This window comes from Streptomyces sp. CA-111067 (assembly GCF_050956065.1).
Classification (GTDB): Bacteria; Actinomycetota; Actinomycetes; order Streptomycetales; family Streptomycetaceae; genus Actinacidiphila.
On the sequence record NZ_CP192103.1, the window covers coordinates 7,641,002 to 7,661,583 of the forward strand.

Below are 20,582 nucleotides of genomic sequence, written 5' to 3' on the forward strand. Positions count from 1 at the left end.
TTCACTCTGTTCGCCCCGTTTTAACGTGGTTCTTTCTCCGACCGTGAGAGGGACCCGCCCCATGCGTTTCCACGCCACCGCCGCCGCCTGCGCGCTCGCCACCACCTTCCTCCTCCCCTCCGCGGCGCAGGCGGCTGACGGCACGTTCGCCTACTCCTTCCAGAGCCGGCAGGGCCCGATGACCACGGTGCTGACCGACCCGCCGAGCGGCCAGTGCCTGCTGCTCCCCGAGGTGATGGGCCCGGACGCCGACAAGTCGGCGTACGCGCCGCGCAACGAGACGGACTCGGTGGCCGTCGGCTTCACCGGCCCCCGGTGCGCGGGCGACGGCTTCGCGATGCGCCCGCACGGGGGCGCGATGTCGCAGCGCGTGAAGCTGCGTTCGGTTGTCTTCTCCTAGCGGCGCGGGATGGCGGGCGTCGCCGAGGTGCTCGCTGATCGCTCCCGGTTGGGTTTTCGCCCCGGTGGTCGGTGCGGTTCGTTTTCACGGCTGGGCGCCGTGCCTGCCGTTTTTCCCACCGCCCCGCCCGTGCGGGTGCGTCCTTGGGTGCACGTTCTCTGGTGGGTGGGGTCGGTGCCGGCCCGGGGCACCTCCTCGGGCTGCTCACGCACCCGGGATAAATCACGAGGCCCCATGTCGTTCACAGCCCTGCGGGGGCACCCCGGACCGTCCCCTCCCATGCCGGACGGCGGCTTGAGGCCGCGGGGGGTGATCGGTGGGGGTGCGGGTTCGTTGTCGGGTGCCGGTTACTGATGGGGCATTGGGCCTCCTGTCCGCCCCCGCTCGCGCCCGGGTGGCGGCCCATGGTCGGTGGGGGTGGAGGTGCCAGCGCGGGCGGCTGGTGCGGTGCTGGGTGTTCGATGGCGGCTGAGTGGTGCGGCGCGGGTGGGTGTCTGAGACCGGCGGTAGTTGGAGGGGGGATCGGGCTCCGGATGGATCGACGGGCGGTGGGCGCCAGACGGCCTCAGCCGGCGGCCCTCGGGGGGCGCAATGCTCCCTCAGTGACCGGCACTTGCCCACGGACCTTAGCCCCCACCAGATACCCCCTCGCGGCCTCAAGCCGCCACTCGGCCTGGGAGGGGACGGTCCGGGGTGCCCCCGCAGGGCTGTGAACGACATGGGGCTTCACGATCTACCCCCGGTTCCGTGAGCAGCCCGAGGAGGTGCCCCGGGGCGGCCCCGACCCCACCCACCACAAGACGTGCACCCAAGGACGCACCTGCACGGGCGGGCGGGTGGGAAACACCGGAAGGCAACCGGGCCGCACCCGGAAACGTAACCGCACCACCCACCGGGGGCGGAGCCACCACCTCCCCCACCCGTGCACCCACCGGCGAGCGGACAAACGTACAAGACGGCCAGCCCCGAGCTTCCCCAGAATCGCCCCATGGGCGAAAAAGACATCCCGCGCGGAATACACGTCGTTCACGACGGACCACCCGACGCGCCCCCGCTGCTCCTCATACACGGCTCCGCCGCCTCCGGCGCCACCTGGAGCCCGCTGATCCCGGCGCTCGCCAGCCGGCATCACGTCATCCGGGTCGACCTGCCCGGCTGCGGCCGGTCCGCGCCCGCGCCGAAGTACGACGTGCCGTTGCAAGCGGCGGGAGTGGCGGCCGTGCTGGACGGGCTCGGGCTCGGGCTCGGGCAGGCCGACGTGGTCGGGCACTCCAGCGGTGGCTACGTCGCCACCGCGCTGGCCGAGCAGCGGCCCGACCTCGTGCGCTCGCTCGCGCTGCTCAGCTCGGGGCCGAGCCTCGACGCGTTCCTGCCGCAGCCGCTCATCCTGCGCGCGCTGCTGGCCCCGCCGCTCGGTCCCCTGCTGTGGGCGGTGCGTTCCGACGGGGTGACCCGTAAAGCCCTGAACGCGACGGCCGCTCGCCCGGTGGACCTGCCGGACGAGGTGGTCGCCGATCTGCGGAGGATGACGTACCGCACGACCCGCGCGGTGCTGCGCTGCAACAGCGCCTACGTCGCCGAGAAGAGCGTGCCCGATCGGCTGAAGGCCCTCGACGTCCCGATACTGGTGATCTTCGGTGCGGCAGACCCGCGTTGGGAACCGTCCTCGGTGCACCAGTACGACGCCGTGCCCGGCGCGCGCGTCAAGACGCTGGCCGGCGTCGGCCATCTCGTCATGTTCGAGGAACCCGAGCGCACCGGCCGGCTCCTGCTGGACTTCACCGCGTCGCGCCCGTCCGTCCCAGAGACCTAAGCTGGCCACGTGCTGCCGACGGGCGACCCCGACTGGGCGAGCGTGGACATCGCCGTCCCCCGACTGCCGCTGCGGCTGCCCGGAATCAGCATGGCCGGCTTCCGCCAGCGCGCCCCGGCCCCGGTGAACATCGCCATGGTCGCGCACCCCTCCGTCACCCTGCTCATCGACCTGAGCGACGGTGAGGGCCTCGCGTACGAGACGGACGGCCGGCACGGCCACGGCAGCGTCGTCGCCGGCCTGCTCCCCGGCGGGCTCAGGACCGGCGGCCAGGTCGGTGAGTGCCTGCAGATCCGGCTGGAACCGGCCCTGGCCACAGCGGTGTTCGGAGCGCCGGACCTCACCGGCACCGTGGCGTCCCTCCGCGACCTCTGGGGCCACGGCGCAGAACAGGCCGAGAACGCCCTGCGCGCGGCCGCCTCATGGGACGAACGGTTCACCCTCGCAACGGACTTCCTCGCCCGCAGGCTCGGCGCCCGCCCCGAAGTCGACCCCGAGATCGCCCACACCTGGCGCCGTACGCTCACCCACCGGGGACGCGTACAGATCAACGCCCTTGCCGACGAGGTCGGTTGGAGCCGCAAACGCCTCCTGGCCCGCTTCCGCGCCCAACTCGGCATCACCCCCAAGCGGGCGGCCCGCCTGATCCGCTTCGACCACGCCGCCCACCTGCTGGCGACCGGCCACGCCCCCGCCGCGGTCGCGGCCACCACCGGCTACGTGGACCAGCCGCACCTGCACCGCGAGGTGAAGTCCTTCACCGGCCTCACCCCGTCGGCCGTCGCGGTCGCGCCCTGGCTGGCCATCGACCGGACCACCTGGCCGCACTGACCGGGAGCCCGCCAACGGCCCGCGGCCTAGGCCGGCGCAGCCCCGTAGCGGATCACCCGCGTCGGGACGACGGTCCGCCGCGCCGCCTGCCCCGTACCGGCTGCCTGGCCGATCCGTTCGAGAAGGAGCCGTGCCGCCCGCCGCCCCACCTCGTCCGCGTCATAGGCCACGATCGTCAGCGGCACCCCGAGAACGCCCAGCACGTCGGAGAGTTCGAAGTCGTCGAAGCCGGCGATCGCCACCGGCCGCCCCAGCGCGTGCACCGCGCGGATCGCCCCCTGGCTCATCCGGTTGTTGGTGCAGAACAGCGCGGTGGGCGCGTCGGCGGCGCCGAGGATCGCCCGGGCCGCGGCCTCCGCCGCGGCCACGTCGGTCAGGCCGCGGCGGACGAACTGCTCGTCGGGCTGCAACCCGGCCGCCTCGTGCGCGGCCCAGTACCCGCGGAACCGCTCCGCGCCGGTGTAGATGACCGGCGGGTTGCCGAGGAAGCCGATCCGCCGGTGGCCGTCGGAGATCAGCTGGCGGGTGCCCTCCTCGGCGCCGCCGAAGTCGTCGACCAGGACGCAGTCGGCGTCCATCCCGGCCGGCGGCCGGGAGGCGAGCACCACGGGCATGTGGTGCACCGCGGCGGGCGCCAGGTGCGACTGGCTGCTGCCCGCGGGGACGACGATCATCCCGTCCACCTGGTGGGCCACCAGGTCGGTGACCACGTCGCGTTCGCGCTCGGCGTGCTCCCCGGTGTTGCTGAGCAGCACCCGCAGACCGTGCGCGGAGAGCACCTCCTGCACGCCCAGCGCGAGCCGGGAGTAGAAGGGGTTGGCCAGGTTGGTGACGACCAGACCGACCAGGCCGCTGGCGCCGCCGAGCCGCAGGCTCCGGGCGTTCTCGTTGCGGCGGTAGCCGAGGGCGTCGACGGCCGCCAGCACCCGGGTCCTGGTGTCCGCGCCGACCCCGGGGTCGTCCTTGAGTACCCGGGAGACGGTCATCGCGCTGACGCCGGCGCGCGCCGCCACGTCGCGCATCGTCGGCGCACCGCCGTCGGCGGCACGGGCGCGCGCCATGGTGTTCCCTTCCCCGGCCGGACCGGCGGCCGGTGCCGTGCCGGTCCGCGCAGGAGTCCTCGGTCTGTTCGATGTTCCTGACGACTGTGGTGACTGCGCTGACTGCGGTGTGTTCGCCGGCTTCGGCGGCTGTCCCGCCGTCAACTCGGCGCGCTCGGGCCCCGCGCCGGAAGGTGCCGTCATTCTAGTGCCGGCTGCCGCGCCGCCCGCAGTGCCCAGTGCGCGGCCCCGGCCAGCGGCGCGTCCGCCGGCCGGGCCGCCGGGCGCAGCTCCCATCGGCCCTCCGGTTCCCCGCCGGCGGCGAGTCCGGTACGCAGCGCGGGCCCGATCAGGTCCCAGGACGCAGTCATCGAGCCGCCCACCACCACGACCTGCGGGCGGAACCGTTCGCACCACGGCGCCAGCGCCCGCCCGAGCGCCCCGAAGCAGTGCGCGAGGGTGGCGGCGGCCCGCCGCTCGCCGGCCCGCGCGCGCCCCGCGATCTCCCGGACGTCGACCGCCTCCGCGGCACCCGCCGCGTACCGCGCCAGGATCGCCCGCCGCGACACGACCTCCTCCAGCGGCACCCCGTCCACGGACAGCAGGTGCGCCCGCCCGTCCGGCGGCACCTCGGGGCCGTCCGTCACCGGCATGCCCGCGTCCAGGAACGACGTGCCGACGCCCGTTCCCAGCGTGATGCCGAGCACCCGCCGCCGGCCACGCGCCGCGCCCGCGTGGTACTCGCCGAGCGCGAAGGCGTCCGCGTCGTTGAGGAAGACCAGGCCGGAAGGACGGGGCAGCAGCCGTCCGGCGAGTTCCGCGCCGACGTCGACGCCGTCAAGAGCGTCGAACTTGCCCACGTCGCGGAACCGCCCGACCCCGGCCGCGTAGTCGAACGGCCCGGGCACCGCCACCCCCCAGCGCCCGCCCGCCGGGGCGCCGATCCCGCGCCCCGCCTCCGCGACCCGGTCGAGCAGCGCACCGGCCGGCGCGTGCGCGTCGAGCGGCAGCCGTACCGCCTCCAGGACCGGCGACCCGGCGGCGGCCGGGTCCACCAGCGCGGCCGTCACATGGGTGCCGCCGATGTCCAGTACGGGCACGGCGGTCGCCGGCGGCCGAGCGCCCCGTACGACGCGTGCGGTGCCGGTCATGCGGGCGTCACCAGGGCCTTCACCACGTGGACGGGGCGCTCGCCGATCCGCCGCAGCCGGTATCCGCCGACGGAGGCCGGCACGGTCAGGGTCTCGGCGAAGGCGAGGTCGTGCCGGACGCCGCCGGCGGTCTCCACCACGACGCCGTCGCCCGAGGAGACGTTGAGGATGTGGAACCGGCCGTCGGTGTCGTCCTCGGCGGGGGTGTCCGCGTCGATGACGAAGCGGTGGACCGCGTAGAACATCTCGGGCAGCGCGCCGACCGCCTCCTCGCGCCAGCCGGGCCCCTCGCGCAGGACGCGCGGCTGCTGGACGAGTTCCTTGAGCACGTCGTCGCCGCGCCGCGCGGTGTCGAGGTTGGCGAAGGCGTGCGCGTGCGACAGCGGGCGCGGCACCCCGGAGCCGGAGCGGCGCAGCCAGTCGTAGAAGCGCAGCGAGTACAGGTAGGGCGTGGCGCTGACCTCCAGGACCAGGTTGCCGGCGCCGGAGGCGTGCGGGGTGCCGGCCGGGATCATGAAGAGCTGCCCGGGCTCGGCCGCGTGCGACTGGACGTGGTCCTCCACGCGCAGCGGCACCCCCTCCTCGGCGGACCTCTCGACGTCCTCGCGCATCGCCTCCACGTCCGTACTCTCGCGCAGACCGAGGTAGACACGCGAACCGGGGCGGCTGTCGGTGACGTAGTACGTCTCGTGCTGGGTGTACGGCCAGCCGAAGACCTCGCGCATGTAGGTCTCGCGCGGGTGCAGGTGGAGCGAGAGGTTGCCGCCGCCGACGGTGTCGAGGTAGTCGAAGCGGATCGGGAAGGACGTACCGAACCGGCGGTGCACCTCGGGGCCGAGGAAAGCGTCCGGGTGCAGGACGCACAGCAGCTGGAACGGCAGCTCCACCTGGGCGCCGTGCTGCCCGCCCTCGCCGACGAGCACGCCGGCCTCGGGTGCGATCAGCTCGTAGCCCAGCGCGGTGTTGCCGTGCCGCGGCGCGAAGCCGAGCTCGTCGGCGGCCCAGTGGCCGCCCCACGGGGTCGAGTTGAAGTACGGCCGGGTGCGCACCGGGCCGCCGGCCAGCGCGGCGAGGGTGGCACGTACCGCGTCGCCGTCGAGCGAGGCGGGCGCCGCGGGGTCCTGGAGGTCGATCCACCGGTCGAGGCGCCCGGCGAGCGCGTCCCGGTGCCGGTCGCCGACCGGCCAGTCGGTGTAGAACAGGCTGCGCAGCTCGCCGGGCCCGCCGGGCCTGCCGAGGTTGGTGCCGACCGGCAGCGCGCCCGCGGCGACGGCCTCCTCGGCGTACCGCTTGGGCAGGTCGGCCCACCACACCAGGTCGGCTGAGCACAGGGCGGCGCCCGGCCCGTGGACGAGCAGCACCCCGTCGTCCGGCCGCGGCACGGTGCGGGAGCCGGCCGCGAAGAGGTCGGCCATCTCGAAATCGGCCAGCGGCAGGAAGAACGGGTCCGCGCCGGCGTCCGGCACGCACAGCCGCTCGACGGCGGGCGCCGACCAGCGGGTGCGGACGTCCAGGGTGCGGACGGCGGTGCCGCGCGCCCGCAGCGCCGCCGCCAGGCCGCCGACCGCCGCCGGCCAGTCCAGCGCCGCCGGCCCGTCGAGGGCGAGCACCACGGGCGCGGCCGGGAGGTCCGCGACCGCGGCGGCCCAGCCGGAGGCGACGGCTCCGCCGACGGCGGGGTAGCGGGGTTCGAGTTCGTAGGGGCGGCGCTGGTGCACAGGGGCTCCTGATCGCAGAGAGGCGAACGACCAGGGCAAAGGTATCGTTAACATTCACTTCCCACAAGGTCGGGGTGGATCGGTGGCGTAGTGACGGCACTTGAGCTGGGAAAACAGGAAAGTTACCCGGCAGCACTTGTATCTGAACTTTCGGTGTCGTTAACATCCTGGCAATCCCTCTCCGAGGAGCGAACTCATGGCATCAACCGGCGGGCCGGCACCGGCGCCGTCCCACCCGATCGGGCGCAGGACCCTGCTGGCCGGACTCGGCGCGGGTGCCGCGGCCGCGGTCACGGCAGGCTGCGCACGGGGCGACAGCACCGCGGCCCGGCCGGGCACCACCTCGCTCGCCAACGACAACGCGACCTGGGACGCGGGCTACATCGCGGCCGGCGCCGCGCTGAAGAAGCTCACCGGCTACTCGCTGCGCCCGCTGTCCAATCCCAACCCCACCGCGTACACCCAGGTCACCCAGATCTCGTTGCAGACCACCAAGGCCACCGACCTGGTCAAGTGGGCCTCGGGCTACAAGCTCAAGCAGCTGGCCCGCAGCGGCAAGCTCTCCGACCTGTCGCAGATCTGGTCGGCGTACGAGCGCAAGGGCTGGGTCAACAGCTCGCTGCGGGACTCCATGTCGTACCGGGGCAAGGTCTACGGCGTGCCGCTCTACCAGTCGTACTACGTCCTCTTCTACAACAAGGACCTCTTCCGCCGGCACGGCCTGCGGCCCGCCGGCACCTGGGACGAGCTGCTGCACAACGCGGAGGTGCTGAAGAAGGCCGGCACCACGCCGTTCGTCGCCACCCAGAACGGCAACTGGCCGGCCTACGAGTGGTTCCAGGAGCTGATCAGCAAGGTCGATCCGGACTTCTACTCCGACCTGATCGCGGGCAAGGCGCACTACACCGACCCGCAGGCCGGCAAGGCGATGGACATCTGGCAGGACTTCATGCGCAAGGGCTGGATGACCCCGGCCGACTTCGACCAGAACAACGGCGCCGCCGCGCTGAAGGCCGGCAAGGTCGGGATGTTCCTGCACGGCTCCTGGCAGTCGCAGGGGCTGGCCGCGGCCGGCCTGAAGCCGGGCACCGGCTTCGACGCGTTCGTGATGCCGCCGGTCGAGGACGGCACCCGCCGCTCGGTGATCACCGAGTCGGGGGTGCTCGCCGTGCCGCTGAAGGCGGTCTCGCACGGCGCGGCGATGGCCAACGCCGGCCACTGGCTCGACCCGGGCGTGCAGAAGGTGTGGACCGACTTCCTGCAGGACAGCTCCGCCAACCCCGAGGCGGGCGTGAGCAATCCGGTGGTGGCCCGGATCAAGGACACCGTGCAGCACGACGGTTGGGCCCAGCTGCCGCGCTACGGCGAGTCGGGCCCGCCCAACCTGATCCAGGGCAACACCGACGACCTGGGCGCCTTCATGACCGGGGCGATGTCGGCCCAGGCCACGCTGCGCAGCATGGCCGGGCGCGCCACCAAGGAGTGGGCGAGCTGGAACGAGGACGAGTCATGAGCACATCCGTCGACCGCCGGCCGCTGCCGCGCTCCGCCGCGAGCTCCGGGCGGGCCGCCGCGCCACCGCCGCCGGGCCGCCGCAGGCGCCGGATCCGCGAGGCGCTGGGCGGCGCCGGCTTCCTGGCCCCGGCCCTGCTGCTGGTGGCCGCCGTGCTGCTCGCGCCGTTCGTGGCCACCGTCTACCGCAGCCTGTTCGGCGACCACCGGGTCTCCACCTTCAGCGGGTTCGGCAACTACCGGCTGTTCTTCGACGACCCGGTGCTGACCAGGTCGATCGAGAACACCCTGATGTGGGTGGCCGGTTCGGTGCTGCTGCCGCTGGTGCTCGGCCTGGGCATCGCCGTCATGACGCACGGCGCCGGCTGGACCAGGGCCGCCCGGCTCGCGGTGGTGCTGCCGTACGCGATCTCCGGCTCGGCGGTCGCCGTGGTGTGGAACTTCATCCTGAACTCCGACGGCGCCGCCAACCAGGCGCTGCGCTCGCTCGGCCTCGGGTCCTTCGCCCAGGGCTGGCTGCTCGAATGGCCGGGGAACACCCTGGTGATGATCATGGCGAGCACCTGGCAGTCCACCGGGGTCGCGGTGATCCTCTTCATGGTCGGCCTGCAGACGATCCCGCCCGAGACGCTGGAGGCGGCCTCGCTGGACGGCGCGGCCGGCTGGCGGCGGTTCTGGTACGTCGTGCTGCCGCAACTGCGCACGGTCTCGGTGATCGTGGTCGGGTCGAGCCTGGTCAACGGGCTGAAGTCGTTCGACCTGATCTGGGTGCTCACCCAGGGCGGCCCGGGCCGGCAGTCCGAGACCCTCGCGGTCTCGATGTACCAGGAGACCTTCCTCGACCTCAAGCCGGGCGCGGGCGCCGCGGTCGCGGTCGTCCTGACCGTCATCGTGCTGCTGGCCTCCTGGCTCTACCTGCGGCGCCAGTTGACCCCGAAAGGCGCGTGACCATGTCCTCCGCGAATCCCGCGTCCGCCACCCCGGCGCCGCCGTCGCCGGCGTCCCCCGCTCCGGCACCGGCCAGGCGGCGCCCGACGGCCGGCCGGCTCGTCCGCAACACCGCCGTGATCGTCATCGCCGTGCTGTGGGCGATCCCCACCTGGCTGCTGCTGGTCAACGCCCTGGTGCCCGCCTCGCACTACACCGGCGGCCCGCACTGGTGGCCGTCCGGCGGCTTCGGCCTGATCGGCAACATGCGCCAGGCGTGGAACCAGGCCGAGTTGGGCCCGGCGATGGGCAACAGCCTGCTGTACTCGGTGTCCAGCGCGGGCGCGGCCACCCTGATCGCCACCTTCGCCGCCTTCGCCACCGTCATCATGCCGGTCCGGCACAAGACGCTCTGGTTCTGGCTGATCTACTCCGGGACCCTGCTTCCGCTCCAGGTCTTCCTGCGCCCGCTCTTCCTCGCCTATGCCAACACCGACCTGTACGACACCCAGTTCGGCCTGTTCGTCGTCTACGCGGCCATCGCCGTGCCGTTCGCGTACTTCGTCATGCGCAACTTCGCCCAGACGCTGCCGCCGGAGGTCATCGAGGCGGCCCGGATCGACGGCGCCTCCTGGTGGCGGATCTTCTGGCGGATCCACGTGCCGCTGTCGGTGTCGGCGATGATCGCGGCGTTCGTCTTCCAGTTCGTCGCGGTCTGGAACGACCTGCTGTTCGGCATCACCCTGTCCACCAGCGACAACATCCGGCCGGTGATGGCCGCGCTGGCCGAACTCCAGGGCAACTACTCCAGCGTCGGGCCGCCGGTGGTGCTCGGCGGGGCGCTGCTGGTGTCGCTGCCGACGGTGGTGCTGTTCTTCTGCGCCCAGCGGTTCTTCGTCAGCAGCCTCAAGCTCAACTGAGCCGCCCCGGCCGCCGGTTCGCCGCGCCGCCGCCCGCGCGCCACCCCCCACCCCGTCCCCTTCGTGAAAGGGCACTCCCCGATGAAGACGACCTCGCGCCTCCCGCTCGCCGCGACCGCCCTCGCCGTCGTCTGCGGCTTCCTGGCGGCGTCTCCGGCCACCGCGGCCGGCCGCCCCGCCGCCGGCCATCCCCGTCCCACCACCCCCGCGACCTGGGCCGCCCGGGCCGGGAACGCGTACGACGCGCTCCAGAAGAACCTGTACCAGGGGCCGGCCGAGCACGGGCTGTACGCGGAGCAGACCCCGCAGGCGGCCACCGACAACCCGCACTCCTACCTGTGGGAGTTCCGCGAGGCCACCGAGGCCGCGATGGACATGGCCGCGCTGCCGCACGGCGGCCAGGCGTACACCGCGGACGCCGCCGAGCGCTTCGACACGCTCCAGCTCTACTTCAACCCCCGTGACGGCAGGCCCGGTTACGACTCCTACCTGCCCGCGCCGCTCGGCCAGGACGGCGACGTCTTCTACGACGACAACGCCGTCGTCGGCCTGTCGCTGCTCGACCAGTACCGCGCCACCGGCGACCGCACCTACCTGGACCGGGCCGAGACCGCGTACGGCACCGTCAGCCGCGGCTGGGACACCGACCAGAGCAAGACCTGCCCCGGCGGGATGGACTGGACGGACACCCCCACCAACACCGTCCGCGCCGCCAACGTCACCGGCCTGGCCGCCGAACTCGCCGCCCGGCTCTACCAGGCCGACCCCGACAGCCGTTTCCTCACCAGCGCCAAGACCTGGTACGGCTGGAACCGGGACTGCCTGCGGCAGGCCCCCGGGCTCTACAACAACGACCGCGACGACGACGGCACCGTCAACACCACGCTGTGGACGTACAACTCGGGCGCGATGGTCGGCGCGGCCACCGCCCTCTACCGCGACACCGGCGACCGCGGCTACCTCGGCAAGGCCGTCGAGGACGCCGACGCCTCGCTCGCGTACTGGACCCAGGGCACCCGGCTGCACGACCAGCCGGCCGTCTTCAACGCGTTCTACTTCGCCGACCTCGCCGGGCTCGACGCCGTGCGCCCCGATCCCCGCTACCGCGCCGCCGCGGCGGCGTACGCCGAGCAGACCTGGCAGCACAACAGGGACGCGGCCACCGGCCTGTTCCGCTTCCAGCCCTCCGGCGGCGGCGACTACGACCCCGCCGGGCCCGCGCAGACCCTGGAGCAGTCAGCAATGGTCCAGATCCTCGCCGGACTGGCCACCCGGTCCCGCTGACCGGCGGCGGGGCGGTCCTGCCGTCCCCGCCCGCCGGCCCCCGCACCAGAACCAGCCGTCACGACCAGTGGAGTCCGCACCCCATGTCCCGTCCCGACCTCGCCCGCCCCTCCTGGTGGGACTCCGACACCGCCCGCGCCCTGCTCAAGGAGCGCGGCGTCACGGCCGCCGGCGTCCTCGGCGGCCACCAGGTCCGGCTGTCCTGCGAACCGCTGCTGCGCCATGACGGGAGCGGCGGCCTGCTCCAGTCGGTACGGGTCGAGGCCGGCCGCCCGGTGACCCGGGCCGCCGTCACCACCGCGGGCGGCGCCGCGCTGCGCTGCGACGTCGTCCCCGGGCCCGGCGGCTCGGCGCGGCTGCTGGTGCCGGAGACCGCGGAACCCACCACCATCCAGGTGGAGTTGCCCGAACTCGCGCCCGGTGAGCGGCTGGAGACGCCGCTCACCCCGCAGCGCCACTGGACGCTGCACCTGGTCCAGCACGCCCACCTCGACATCGGCTACACCGACCCGCAGGGCACGGTGCTCGCCGAGGGCCGCAAGTACCTCGACTCGCTGCTCGAACTGTGCCGCGCCACCGACGGTCTGCCCGACGAGGCCAGGTTCCGCTGGGCCGTCGAGGGCCTGCTGTCGTACGAGGACTGGTCGGCGAACCGGCCGGCCCGCCAGGTCGCCGCCTTCCTCGACCGGGTCCGCGAGGGCCGGATCGAGCTGACCGCCATGCCGTTCAACCTGCACACCGAGACCTGCTCGACCGACGAGCTGCACGAACTGCTGCGCCCGGTAAGGCGGTTGCGCGAGCAGCACGGGCTGGACATCGCGACCGCCATGCAGACCGACGTGCCGGGCCAGGTCGTCGGGCTGCCCGACGTCCTCGCCGACAGCGGCATCCGCTACCTGTCGGTGGCCCACAACTGGGCCGGCCGGGCGGTGCCCCACCACACCGGCGGCGACCGGCTGCCCCGGCTCTTCCGCTGGCAGGCGCCCGGCGGCCGGAGCGTCCTGGTGTGGCGCACCGACACCCCGCACGGCCTGGCCTACATGGAGGGCTCGATCCTCGGCTTCGACGAGTCGTACGGCCAGGTGGACGACCTGCTGCCGCACTACCTGACCGCGCTGGCCACCCGGCAGTACCCGCACGAAGGGCGCGGCATCCCCGGATTCCCGGTGCTGGACGAGGAGTTCGACGGGCAGCCGTACCCCTGGGACGTGCTGCACCTGCGGGTGCTCGGCCGGTTCGCGGACAACGCGCCACCGCGCCGGATCATCGCCGACACCGTCGACCGCTGGAACCAGCAGTGGGCCTTCCCCGCCCTGCGCACCTCGCGCAACGAGGACTTCTTCCGCGACGCCGAAGCCCGCTACGGCGACCGGCTGGAGACCTACGAAGGCGACTGGAGCGACTGGTGGGTGGACGGGGTCGGCGCCGGCGCCGTACCGCTGGCGGCCACCCGCGACGGGCAGGCCGCACTCGCCGGCGCGCAGAGTCTCGCCGGCCACGCCGAGGTGCTCGGCGCCCCCGACGCGGCCGGGATCACCGCGTCGGCGCCGGCCGTCTACCGGGCCGCCTCGCTGTTCAACGAGCACACCTGGGGCGGCGGCGACCCCTGGACGCACGGCGACCACGGCCACGCCTCCGGCGAGCGCCAGTGGCACTGGAAGTACGCCCAGGCGCTGCGCGCCCACGACGACGCCGCCACCCTGCTCGACGCCGCCGGCGCGGCGCTCGGCGGCCGGCTCGCGCCCCGCGCCGGCACGCTCGCCGGGTTCTACGTCGTCAACACCGCGGGCTTCGCGCGCTCCGAGACCGTACGGCTGTTCCTGCCCGAGGCGACGGTCCCGCTCGGCGAGCCGGTCGAGCTGCGCGACGCGCGGGACGGCTCGCGCCTGGCGGCCACCGAGGAGGCCCAGACCAACGAACTGCACCGGGCGGCCGGCCGGTTCCTGCTCTTCCACCTCGCGGCGGTGCCCGCGCACGGGGCGGTCCGGGTGGACGTCGTACCGGGCCGCGCGGAGCAACCCGCCCCGGCCGAGGCCGCGGCCGAACCCACCGTGCTGGAGAACGACTTCCTCCGGGTCACGGTCGACCTCGGCGCCGCCTGGATCGGCTCGGTCGTCGACAAGCGCACCGGCCGCGAACTGGTCCGCCAGGACGCCGCCCTCGGCCTGAACGGCTACCTCTATGACCAGTACGCCACCGCCGGCGGCTTCAACCACCAGTCGAGCAAGACCACCGCGAACGACTCGATGCACCTGCTCGCCGCCCGTACCGCGGCACCGCCCGCGGCCCTGGTCGAGCGCCGCACCGACGCCGTCGGCCAGACCCTGGTCTACGAGTGCGCCCCGGCCGGCACCACCCGGCTGCGGGTCCGGGTCCACCTGCCGCACGCGAGCGCCCGCATCGACCTCGACAACCGGATCACCAAGGACGCCACGCTCACCAAGGAGAGCGCCTTCTTCGCCTTCCCGTTCGCGATGGCCGCGCCGACCGTACGGATGGAGGCGACCGGCGGCGTCACCGGCACCGGCCTGCCGGTCGTCCCCGGCTCGGCGGGGCACATGCGGGCGGTGCGCCGCTGGGTGAGCTTCGAGGACGGCACGGCGGTCGCGGCCGTCGCCACCCAGGACGCGCCGCTGGTCCAGATCGGCGGGATCGCCGTCCCGTACGCGCCGTACCCGCAGTCGCTGCCGCAGGACGAGCCCGGCACGCTCTTCTCCTGGGTGCACAACAACATCTGGGACACCAACTTCCCCTCGGAGCAGGCGTTCGACCATGTCTTCCGCTACAGCGTGGCCTTCGGCCCGGGCGGGGTCGGGGACGGGGCACGGCCCGGTGCCGGGCCCGTGCTCGGCATGCGGACGGCGGCGGCCGGCAGCCGGCCGCTGCTGGCCGTCCGGGCGCAGGGAGATCCGGTCGCCGAGCCGGACACCGGATACGCGCTGCTCACGGTGGACGATCCGCGGGTGCGGGTGGTGGGGCTGACAGTGCCGGCGCCCGGCCAGGTGCTCGTGCGGCTCCAGTCGATGGCGGAGGTCGCGGTCGACTGCGGCGTCACCGCGCTCTTCCCGGTGTCCCGGGCGGCTCTGGCGGACTACCTGGCGGCGGAGACCGCCCCGCTGCCCGTGGCGGCCGGCGGCGCCGTCACCGTGGCGCTGCCGCGCCTGAGCACGCGAGCGGTCCTCTTCTTCACCTCCCCCTGAAGTCCTCCCGGGTGGGCGGTGGAGCGGACGGTCCCGCCCACCCGGGGGTCACAACCGGGGCCGCCCCCCGCGGGGTCGGGCCTCGTACGCCTCCCGCGCGGCCACCGCAGCGGGCCGGGTGGCCGCCCCGGCCACCGGGACGTCCCACCACGCCTCCGGCGGCGGCCCCGCCGGGTCCGCGGCGGTCTCGACGTACACCGCGGTCGCCCGCGGCGACCGGCGCGCCGCGGCCAGCGCTTCGCGCAACTCGCGCACCGAGCGCGCGGTGAACACCTCAAGTCCGAGGCTCGCCGCATTCGCGGCGAGATCGACCGGCAGCGGCTTCCCGGTGAACTCACCGTCCGGGCCGCCCTCGCGGAAGCGGTAACCCGTCCCGAACCCCTCCGCCCCCACCTGCTGTGAGAGCCCGCCGATCGACGCGTAGCCGTGGTTCTGCACGATCACCACGTTGATCGGCAGCCCCTCCTGCACCGCCGTCACGACCTCCGTCGGCATCATCAGGTACGTCCCGTCGCCGACGAGGGCGAACACCTCCCGGTCAGGGGCGGCCAGCCGCACCCCGATCGCGGCGGGGATCTCGTAGCCCATGCAGGAGTACCCGTACTCCACGTGGTACTGCTCGACATCCCGCGCCCGCCACAGCTTGTGCAGGTCCCCGGGCATGGAGCCGGCCGCGTTGATCACCACGTCCCGGTCGCCGAGCACCGCGTCCAGCGCGCCGATCACCTCGCCCTGGGTGGGCGGGCCGTCGCCTTCGCCGTCGCCGAAGACCCGGTCGGTGAGGGCCCGCCAGCCCGCCGTGCCGTGCTCGACCGCCGGGGCGCGCCAGCCCGCCAACTCCCCGCCGAGCGCGGCGATTCCGGCCCGCGCGTCACCGGTCAGCGCGAGCCCGGTCTGCTTGTGCGCGTCGAAGCCGGCCACGTTGAGGCTGACGAACCGCGCGCCGGGCGCGAAGAGCGTGCCGGACGCGGTGGTGAAGTCCGTCCACCGGGTGCCGATGCCGAGGACGACATCGGCCGCGCGGGCCGCGGTGTCGGCGGGGGCGGTGCCGGTGTGGCCGATGCCGCCGAGCGCCTGGGGGTGGTCGTGCCGCAGCGAGCCCTTGCCCGCCTGTGTCTCGGCCACCGGGATGCCGGTGGCGGCGGCCAACTCGGCGAGCGCGGGGGCCGCTTCGGAGTGCCGCACCCCGCCGCCCGCGACGATCAGCGGCCGTCGGGCGCCGCGCAGCAGTCCGGCGGCCTCGGCCACCGCGGCGGCGTCCGGCGCCGGGCGCCTGACCTGCCAGACCCTCGTCCGGAACAGCTCCTCGGGCCAGTCGTACGCCTCGGCCTGCACGTCCTGCGGCAGCGCGAGCGTCACCGCGCCCGTTTCGACGGGGTCGGTGAGCACCCGCATCGCCTGGAGCAGCGAGGCGGGCAGCATCTCCGGCCGCCAGATCCGGTCGAAGTAGCGGGAGACCGGCCGCAGGCAGTCGTTGACCGAGACGTCGTACGCCCACGGCACCTCCAACTGCTGGAGCACCGGGTCGGCGGGCCGGGTGGCGAAGACGTCACCGGGCAGCAGCAGCACCGGCACCCGGTTGACGGTGGCCAGCGCCGCGCCCGTCACCAGGTTGGTCGCGCCGGGGCCGATGGAGGTCGTGCAGGCCATCGCCGAGAGCCGGTGCTTCATCCGGGCGTAGCCGACCGCCGCGTGCACCATCGCCTGCTCGTTGCGGCCCTGGTGGTAGGGCATGGCCCCGGGCCCGGCCTCCAGCAGCGCCTGGCCGACGCCCGCCACGTTGCCGTGGCCGAAGATGCCCCACATGCCGGCGACGGTCCGGTGCCGTACGCCGTCCCGCTCGGTGTACTGCACGGACAGGAAGCGGACCAGCGCCTGCGCGACGGTGAGCCTCACGGCAGTTCCCTCCTCGGAGCCGGACCGGGCGGCTCATGACCGGGCGGCTCATGACGGGGCGCCCCATGACCGGGCGGCTCCTGCTCGGGCGCCTCGTACAACGGCAGCCGCTCGTCCCGCTGTTGGCCCGCCCAGCTGTCCCGCACCCACGCGTGCGCCGGATCGTCGCTGATCAGCCAGGCGCGCAACGGGCCAGGCCCGGCCATCACGTTGAGGTAGTACATGTCGTAGCCGGGTACGGCCATGCTCGGGCCGTGCCAGCCGTCCGGGATCAGCACCGCGTCCCCCGAGCGCACTTCGGCCAGCAGGTCGGAGTCGCCGCCGGGGGAGGGGTAGACCCGCTGGTAGCCGAGCGCGGCCGGGCCGCCGCCCAGCTCGTAGTAGTAGATCTCCTCCAACGCCGACTCGTGCGGCCCGGGTTGGTCGTGCTTGTGCGGCGGGAACGAGGACCAGTTGCCGCCCGGGGTGAGCACCTCCACGGCGATCAGCCGGTCGCACTCGAAGACGTCGGCGGCGGCGAAGTTGTTCACCTGCCGGCTCGCCCCGCCCGCGCCGCGCAGCTCCACCGGTACATCGGACGCCGGGCCGTAGCGCGCGGGCAGCCGCCGCGAGCAGCGTGCCCCGGCGAGCGCGAACCGGCCGCCGGCCGGGCTCGCCAGCTCCGCCCGCGAGCCCCTGGGCAGGTAGCAGAAGTCGCTGACGCCGGAGAACACGTCCTGGCGGCCGTGCAGCGCGAAGGTCAGGCCGTCCACCCGCACCGTGCAGCCGCCGCGCAGCGGCAGCACGATCCACTCGCTGTCGCCGGTCGCGAACTCCCGTGACCCGCCCGGCTCCAGGTCCAGCACCCGCAAGGCCGAGTAGCCCCAGCCGGCCGACTCCGGGTCCACCCAGAGCTCGAAGCCGCCCCTCGCGGTACTGCCGGCCGGCAGGTGCGCGGCGCTCAACTCGTCCCTCCCGTACGGGAATCGGCGTCGCGCAGCGCCGCGTCGATCTCGGCCCTGGTCGGCATCGCGTCGGCGCAGGCCAGCCGGGAGGCGACGATCGCGCCCGCCGCGTTGGCCGCGCGCAGTACGTCCTCGGGCGGATCCCCGGCCAGCAGGCCGGCGCACAGCGCGCCGCCGAACGCGTCGCCCGCGCCGAGGCCGTTGACGACCTTGACCGGGAACGGCGGCACCGTGTACAGCCCGCGCGGGGTGCGGGACAGCGCCCCGGCCGGCCCCTGCTTGACGATGGCGGTGTGCACCCCGCGGCGCAGCAGCAGCCCGGCGGCGGTCTCCGGGTCGTCGCTGCCGACGGCCACCGCCGCCTCCTCGCGGTTGCCGACGGCCACGGTGGCATACGACAGGGCGCGGGCGTAGAGCGCGGGCGCCTCGTCGGTGTCGGCCCAGAAGCCGGGGCGCCAGTCCAGGTCGAACCACACCTCGGCGCCGGCCCGTTCCTCCAGCGCGGCGAAGACCGCGGACCTGGTCGGCTCGACGGCCAGCGCGGAACCGGTGATCCACAGCGCCCGCGCGGCCCGCACCGCGGCCAGGTCGAGGTGGTCCGGTGTCAGGCACTGGTCGGGCGCGACCGGCCGCCGGTAGAAGTACAGCGGGAAGTCGTCCGGCGGGAACAACTCGCAGAAGGTCACCGGGGTCTGGGTGCCCGGCACGGTGGCCACCAGCGCGTCGTCCACCGCGAACTCCCGCAGCGCGGAACGCACATAGCCGCCGAACGGATCGTCGCCGACCCCGGTGAGCACGGCGGTGCGCAGCCCCAGCCGGGCGCCGGCCACCGCCACGTTCCCCGCGGTGCCGCCCAGCGACTTGGCGAACGACCGCACTTCGGCCAGGCCCACGCCGCTCTGCTCGGGGTAGAGGTCGACTCCGACCCTGCCGAGGGTGATCACGTCGTGCGGGGCCGCCGCCGGGCCGGTGGTCAACGGCCGGCCAGCCAGTCGAGCGACCTTCCGACGTCCCGGACCGGGCCCTCGCCCGCCGCCGGCTCCGCGGTCAGCACGGTGTCCTGCTCCATCACGTACCAGCCCCGGTAGCCCGCCGACTCCAGCGCGCCGATCAGCCCGGCCAGGTCCAGGTCGCCCTGGCCGAGCGGCCGGTACAGGCCCGCGGTGACCGCGGCGGTGTAGTCGGTGCGCTTCTCCAGTACGGCGGTGGCGGCGGCCCGGTCGACGTCCTTGAGGTGGACGTGCGCGACCCGGGACGCGGCCTGCCGGGCGATGGCGACCGGATCGGTGCCGCCGACCAGCATGTGGCCGGTGTCCAGGCACAGCCCGATCCGGCTGCCGTTGAGCACCCGGACGACCTCCTCGGGGCCCTCGACCACCGTGCCGACGTGCGGGTGCAGCGCCGCCGTCACACCGGCCGCGGCGGCGATCGCGGAGATCTCGTCCAGCCGGGCCAGCAGGAGCCGCCAGCCGTCGGCGTCGACCTCGGGGCGGCTGTCGTAGCCGTCCTGCCCGGTGGCCGCGGCCAGGACCAGCGTGCGGGCGCCGGCCGCGGTGAACTGGTCGATCGCGGCGCGTACGCCCGGCAGCGGGTCGTGGCCCGGCTCGTGCAGCACGACCGGTACGAAGCCGCCGACCGCCGTCACCCCGGCCTGCGCCAGCAGCGGTCCGGGCAGGAAGCCGGCCGGCCCGAACTCGGTCGCCCCGATGCCCAGCCCGGTCAGCTCGTCGAGTACCCGCTCGGGCGTCAACTGGTGCCCCCAGCCGGGCACTTCGCACACCCCCCAGGAGATCGGCGCCGCCGCGATCCGCTCCCGCGGCACCAGCCCGGCCCCCGTAGCTCCGGCGCCCGTCCCGCCGGCACCCGCACCTCCGGCGCCGTCCGTCCCGCTCACGCCACCACCCCTTTCACTCCGCTGGATCCGGCCGCCCGCCTCCGCGCGCGGTCCGTCACTTCCGCCATCCGCACCGGCCGCCGCTCCTGCCGGGAGAGCTCGCACGCCTCGGCCACCAGCAGCGCCCGCAGCGCCTCCTGACCCTCGCAGGGGTTGGGCGCCTCGCCGCGCGCGACGCGCAGGAAGGCGCCGATCTCGGCCCGGTAGGCGTCGGCGAACCGGGCCAGGAACCCCGGCCAGCGCTCGGAGCGCGGCGCGTGCGCACCGGCGTCGGGTTCGAGCGAGGCCAGCGGGGTGCGCGGGCCGAAGCCGATCCCGAACTGCTCGTCGGTGCCGGCCAGTTCCATCCGTACGTCGTAGCCCGCCGCGTGGTACCGGGTCGCCGTCGCGGTGGCCAGCACCCCGCCGTCCAGGGTGAGCAGCACGGCGGCCGTGTCGGCGTCGCCGGCCACCCTGAAGTAGTCCGCGCCGATGTTGGCGCCGGTCGCGTAGACCTCGGTGATCTCCCGGCCGGTCACCCAGCGCAGGATGTCGAAGTCGTGGATCAGGCAGTCCCGGTACAGGCCGCCCGACGCGGGCACGTAGGCGGCCGGCGGCGGGGTGGCGTCGGAGCTGACGGTGCGTACGGTGTGCAGCCGGCCGAGCCTGCCGTCCCGCAGCGCCTGCCGGGCGGCGAGGTAGGCCGGGTCGAAGCGGCGCTGGAAGCCGATCTGCAGGATGCCGCCGGCCGCGGCGACGGCGTCGAGTGCCGCCGTGGTGCCGGGCACGTCGAGCGCCACCGGCTTCTCGCAGAAGGTGGGGATCCCCTGCTCGGCGGCCCGGGTGATCAGGTGCGCGTGCGCCGCGGTGGCCGAGGCGATCAGCACCGCGTCCGGCCGGGCCTCCAGCGCCGCGTCCACCGACAGGGCCCGGGCCCCGGTGTCCGCGGCCACGCCCTGCGCCCGTACCGGATCCGCGTCGGCGACCAGCAGCTCGCCGACGTCCGGGTGGGCGGCCAGCGTTTCGGCGTGAAAGGCGCCGATCCGGCCGGCGCCGAGTAGTCCGATCCGCAT

16 protein-coding genes are annotated in these 20,582 nt (G+C 74.3%); 8 read left to right on the forward strand and 8 right to left on the reverse strand.

The annotated features are described in order from the left end of the window. Nucleotides 1–61 precede the first annotated feature (61 nt). The 3 genes from ACQPW6_RS33740 (at nucleotide 62) to ACQPW6_RS33750 (ending at nucleotide 3,044) form a co-directional block, all read left to right on the forward strand. Nucleotides 62–400, forward strand: a complete 339-nt coding sequence (locus ACQPW6_RS33740) for a hypothetical protein (protein WP_433893510.1) — start codon at nucleotides 62–64, stop codon at nucleotides 398–400. Between the two features lie 988 nt (nucleotides 401–1,388). Further along, complete coding sequence (locus ACQPW6_RS33745) at nucleotides 1,389–2,213, forward strand: alpha/beta fold hydrolase (protein ID WP_433893511.1); 825 nt, start codon at nucleotides 1,389–1,391, stop codon at nucleotides 2,211–2,213. A gap of 9 nt (nucleotides 2,214–2,222) precedes the next feature. Next, complete coding sequence (locus ACQPW6_RS33750) at nucleotides 2,223–3,044, forward strand: helix-turn-helix domain-containing protein (RefSeq protein ID WP_433893512.1); 822 nt, start codon at nucleotides 2,223–2,225, stop codon at nucleotides 3,042–3,044. Nucleotides 3,045–3,070: 26 nt separating this feature from the next. Here the strand turns inward: ACQPW6_RS33750 and ACQPW6_RS33755 are convergent, their stop codons facing one another. The 3 genes from ACQPW6_RS33755 to ACQPW6_RS33765 form a co-directional block, all read right to left on the reverse strand. Next, nucleotides 3,071–4,105, reverse strand: coding sequence for a LacI family DNA-binding transcriptional regulator (locus tag ACQPW6_RS33755; RefSeq protein WP_433893513.1), 1,035 nt, complete (start codon nucleotides 4,103–4,105; stop codon nucleotides 3,071–3,073). Between the two features lie 179 nt (nucleotides 4,106–4,284). After that, a complete protein-coding gene (locus tag ACQPW6_RS33760) occupies nucleotides 4,285–5,235 on the reverse strand; it encodes an ROK family protein (protein WP_433893514.1) in 951 nt (316 codons plus the stop codon). Further along, complete coding sequence (locus ACQPW6_RS33765; protein WP_433893515.1) at nucleotides 5,232–6,953, reverse strand: class I mannose-6-phosphate isomerase; 1,722 nt, start codon at nucleotides 6,951–6,953, stop codon at nucleotides 5,232–5,234. Before ACQPW6_RS33765 ends, ACQPW6_RS33760 begins: the two co-directional genes overlap by 4 nt. A gap of 196 nt (nucleotides 6,954–7,149) precedes the next feature. Here ACQPW6_RS33765 and ACQPW6_RS33770 point away from each other — a divergent pair, with 196 nt between their 5' ends. The 5 genes from ACQPW6_RS33770 to ACQPW6_RS33790 all read left to right on the forward strand — a co-directional run bounded on the left by ACQPW6_RS33770 (nucleotide 7,150) and on the right by ACQPW6_RS33790 (nucleotide 14,796). Beyond that, nucleotides 7,150–8,466 carry an ABC transporter substrate-binding protein gene (locus ACQPW6_RS33770; RefSeq protein WP_433893516.1) on the forward strand — a complete coding sequence of 439 codons (1,317 nt, stop codon included), beginning with the start codon at nucleotides 7,150–7,152 and terminating at the stop codon, nucleotides 8,464–8,466. Further along, on the forward strand, nucleotides 8,463–9,413 hold the full coding sequence (locus ACQPW6_RS33775) for a carbohydrate ABC transporter permease (RefSeq protein ID WP_433893517.1): 951 nt from the start codon (nucleotides 8,463–8,465) through the stop codon (nucleotides 9,411–9,413). The genes ACQPW6_RS33770 and ACQPW6_RS33775 overlap by 4 nt, the downstream gene beginning before the upstream one ends. A 2-nt stretch (nucleotides 9,414–9,415) precedes the next feature. Next, nucleotides 9,416–10,312 (forward strand): carbohydrate ABC transporter permease, encoded by an 897-nt coding sequence (locus ACQPW6_RS33780; RefSeq protein WP_433893518.1) that lies wholly within the window; start codon nucleotides 9,416–9,418, stop codon nucleotides 10,310–10,312. A gap of 81 nt (nucleotides 10,313–10,393) precedes the next feature. Then, entirely contained in the window at nucleotides 10,394–11,596 is a 1,203-nt protein-coding gene (locus ACQPW6_RS33785; RefSeq protein ID WP_433893519.1) for a glycoside hydrolase family 76 protein, read from the forward strand. 83 nt (nucleotides 11,597–11,679) lie between these two features. Continuing rightward, nucleotides 11,680–14,796 (forward strand): alpha-mannosidase, encoded by a 3,117-nt coding sequence (locus ACQPW6_RS33790; protein ID WP_433893520.1) that lies wholly within the window; start codon nucleotides 11,680–11,682, stop codon nucleotides 14,794–14,796. A 48-nt stretch (nucleotides 14,797–14,844) separates the two neighbouring features. Here the strand turns inward: ACQPW6_RS33790 and iolD are convergent, their stop codons facing one another. Genes iolD through ACQPW6_RS33815 form a run of 5 tightly spaced genes read right to left on the reverse strand, consistent with a single transcriptional unit; the run spans nucleotide 14,845 to nucleotide 20,582 of the window. Then, a complete protein-coding gene (iolD, locus tag ACQPW6_RS33795) occupies nucleotides 14,845–16,692 on the reverse strand; it encodes a 3D-(3,5/4)-trihydroxycyclohexane-1,2-dione acylhydrolase (decyclizing) (RefSeq protein ID WP_433893521.1) in 1,848 nt (615 codons plus the stop codon). Continuing rightward, entirely contained in the window at nucleotides 16,689–17,636 is a 948-nt protein-coding gene (gene iolB / locus ACQPW6_RS33800; RefSeq protein WP_433893522.1) for a 5-deoxy-glucuronate isomerase, read from the reverse strand. Before iolB ends, iolD begins: the two co-directional genes overlap by 4 nt. Beyond that, entirely contained in the window at nucleotides 17,633–18,613 is a 981-nt protein-coding gene (gene iolC, locus ACQPW6_RS33805) for a 5-dehydro-2-deoxygluconokinase (protein ID WP_433893523.1), read from the reverse strand. Before iolC ends, iolB begins: the two co-directional genes overlap by 4 nt. Next, nucleotides 18,610–19,530 (reverse strand): TIM barrel protein, encoded by a 921-nt coding sequence (locus ACQPW6_RS33810; protein WP_433893524.1) that lies wholly within the window; start codon nucleotides 19,528–19,530, stop codon nucleotides 18,610–18,612. Before ACQPW6_RS33810 ends, iolC begins: the two co-directional genes overlap by 4 nt. After that, nucleotides 19,527–20,582, reverse strand: coding sequence for a Gfo/Idh/MocA family protein (locus ACQPW6_RS33815; protein WP_433893525.1), 1,056 nt, complete (start codon nucleotides 20,580–20,582; stop codon nucleotides 19,527–19,529). The genes ACQPW6_RS33810 and ACQPW6_RS33815 overlap by 4 nt, the downstream gene beginning before the upstream one ends.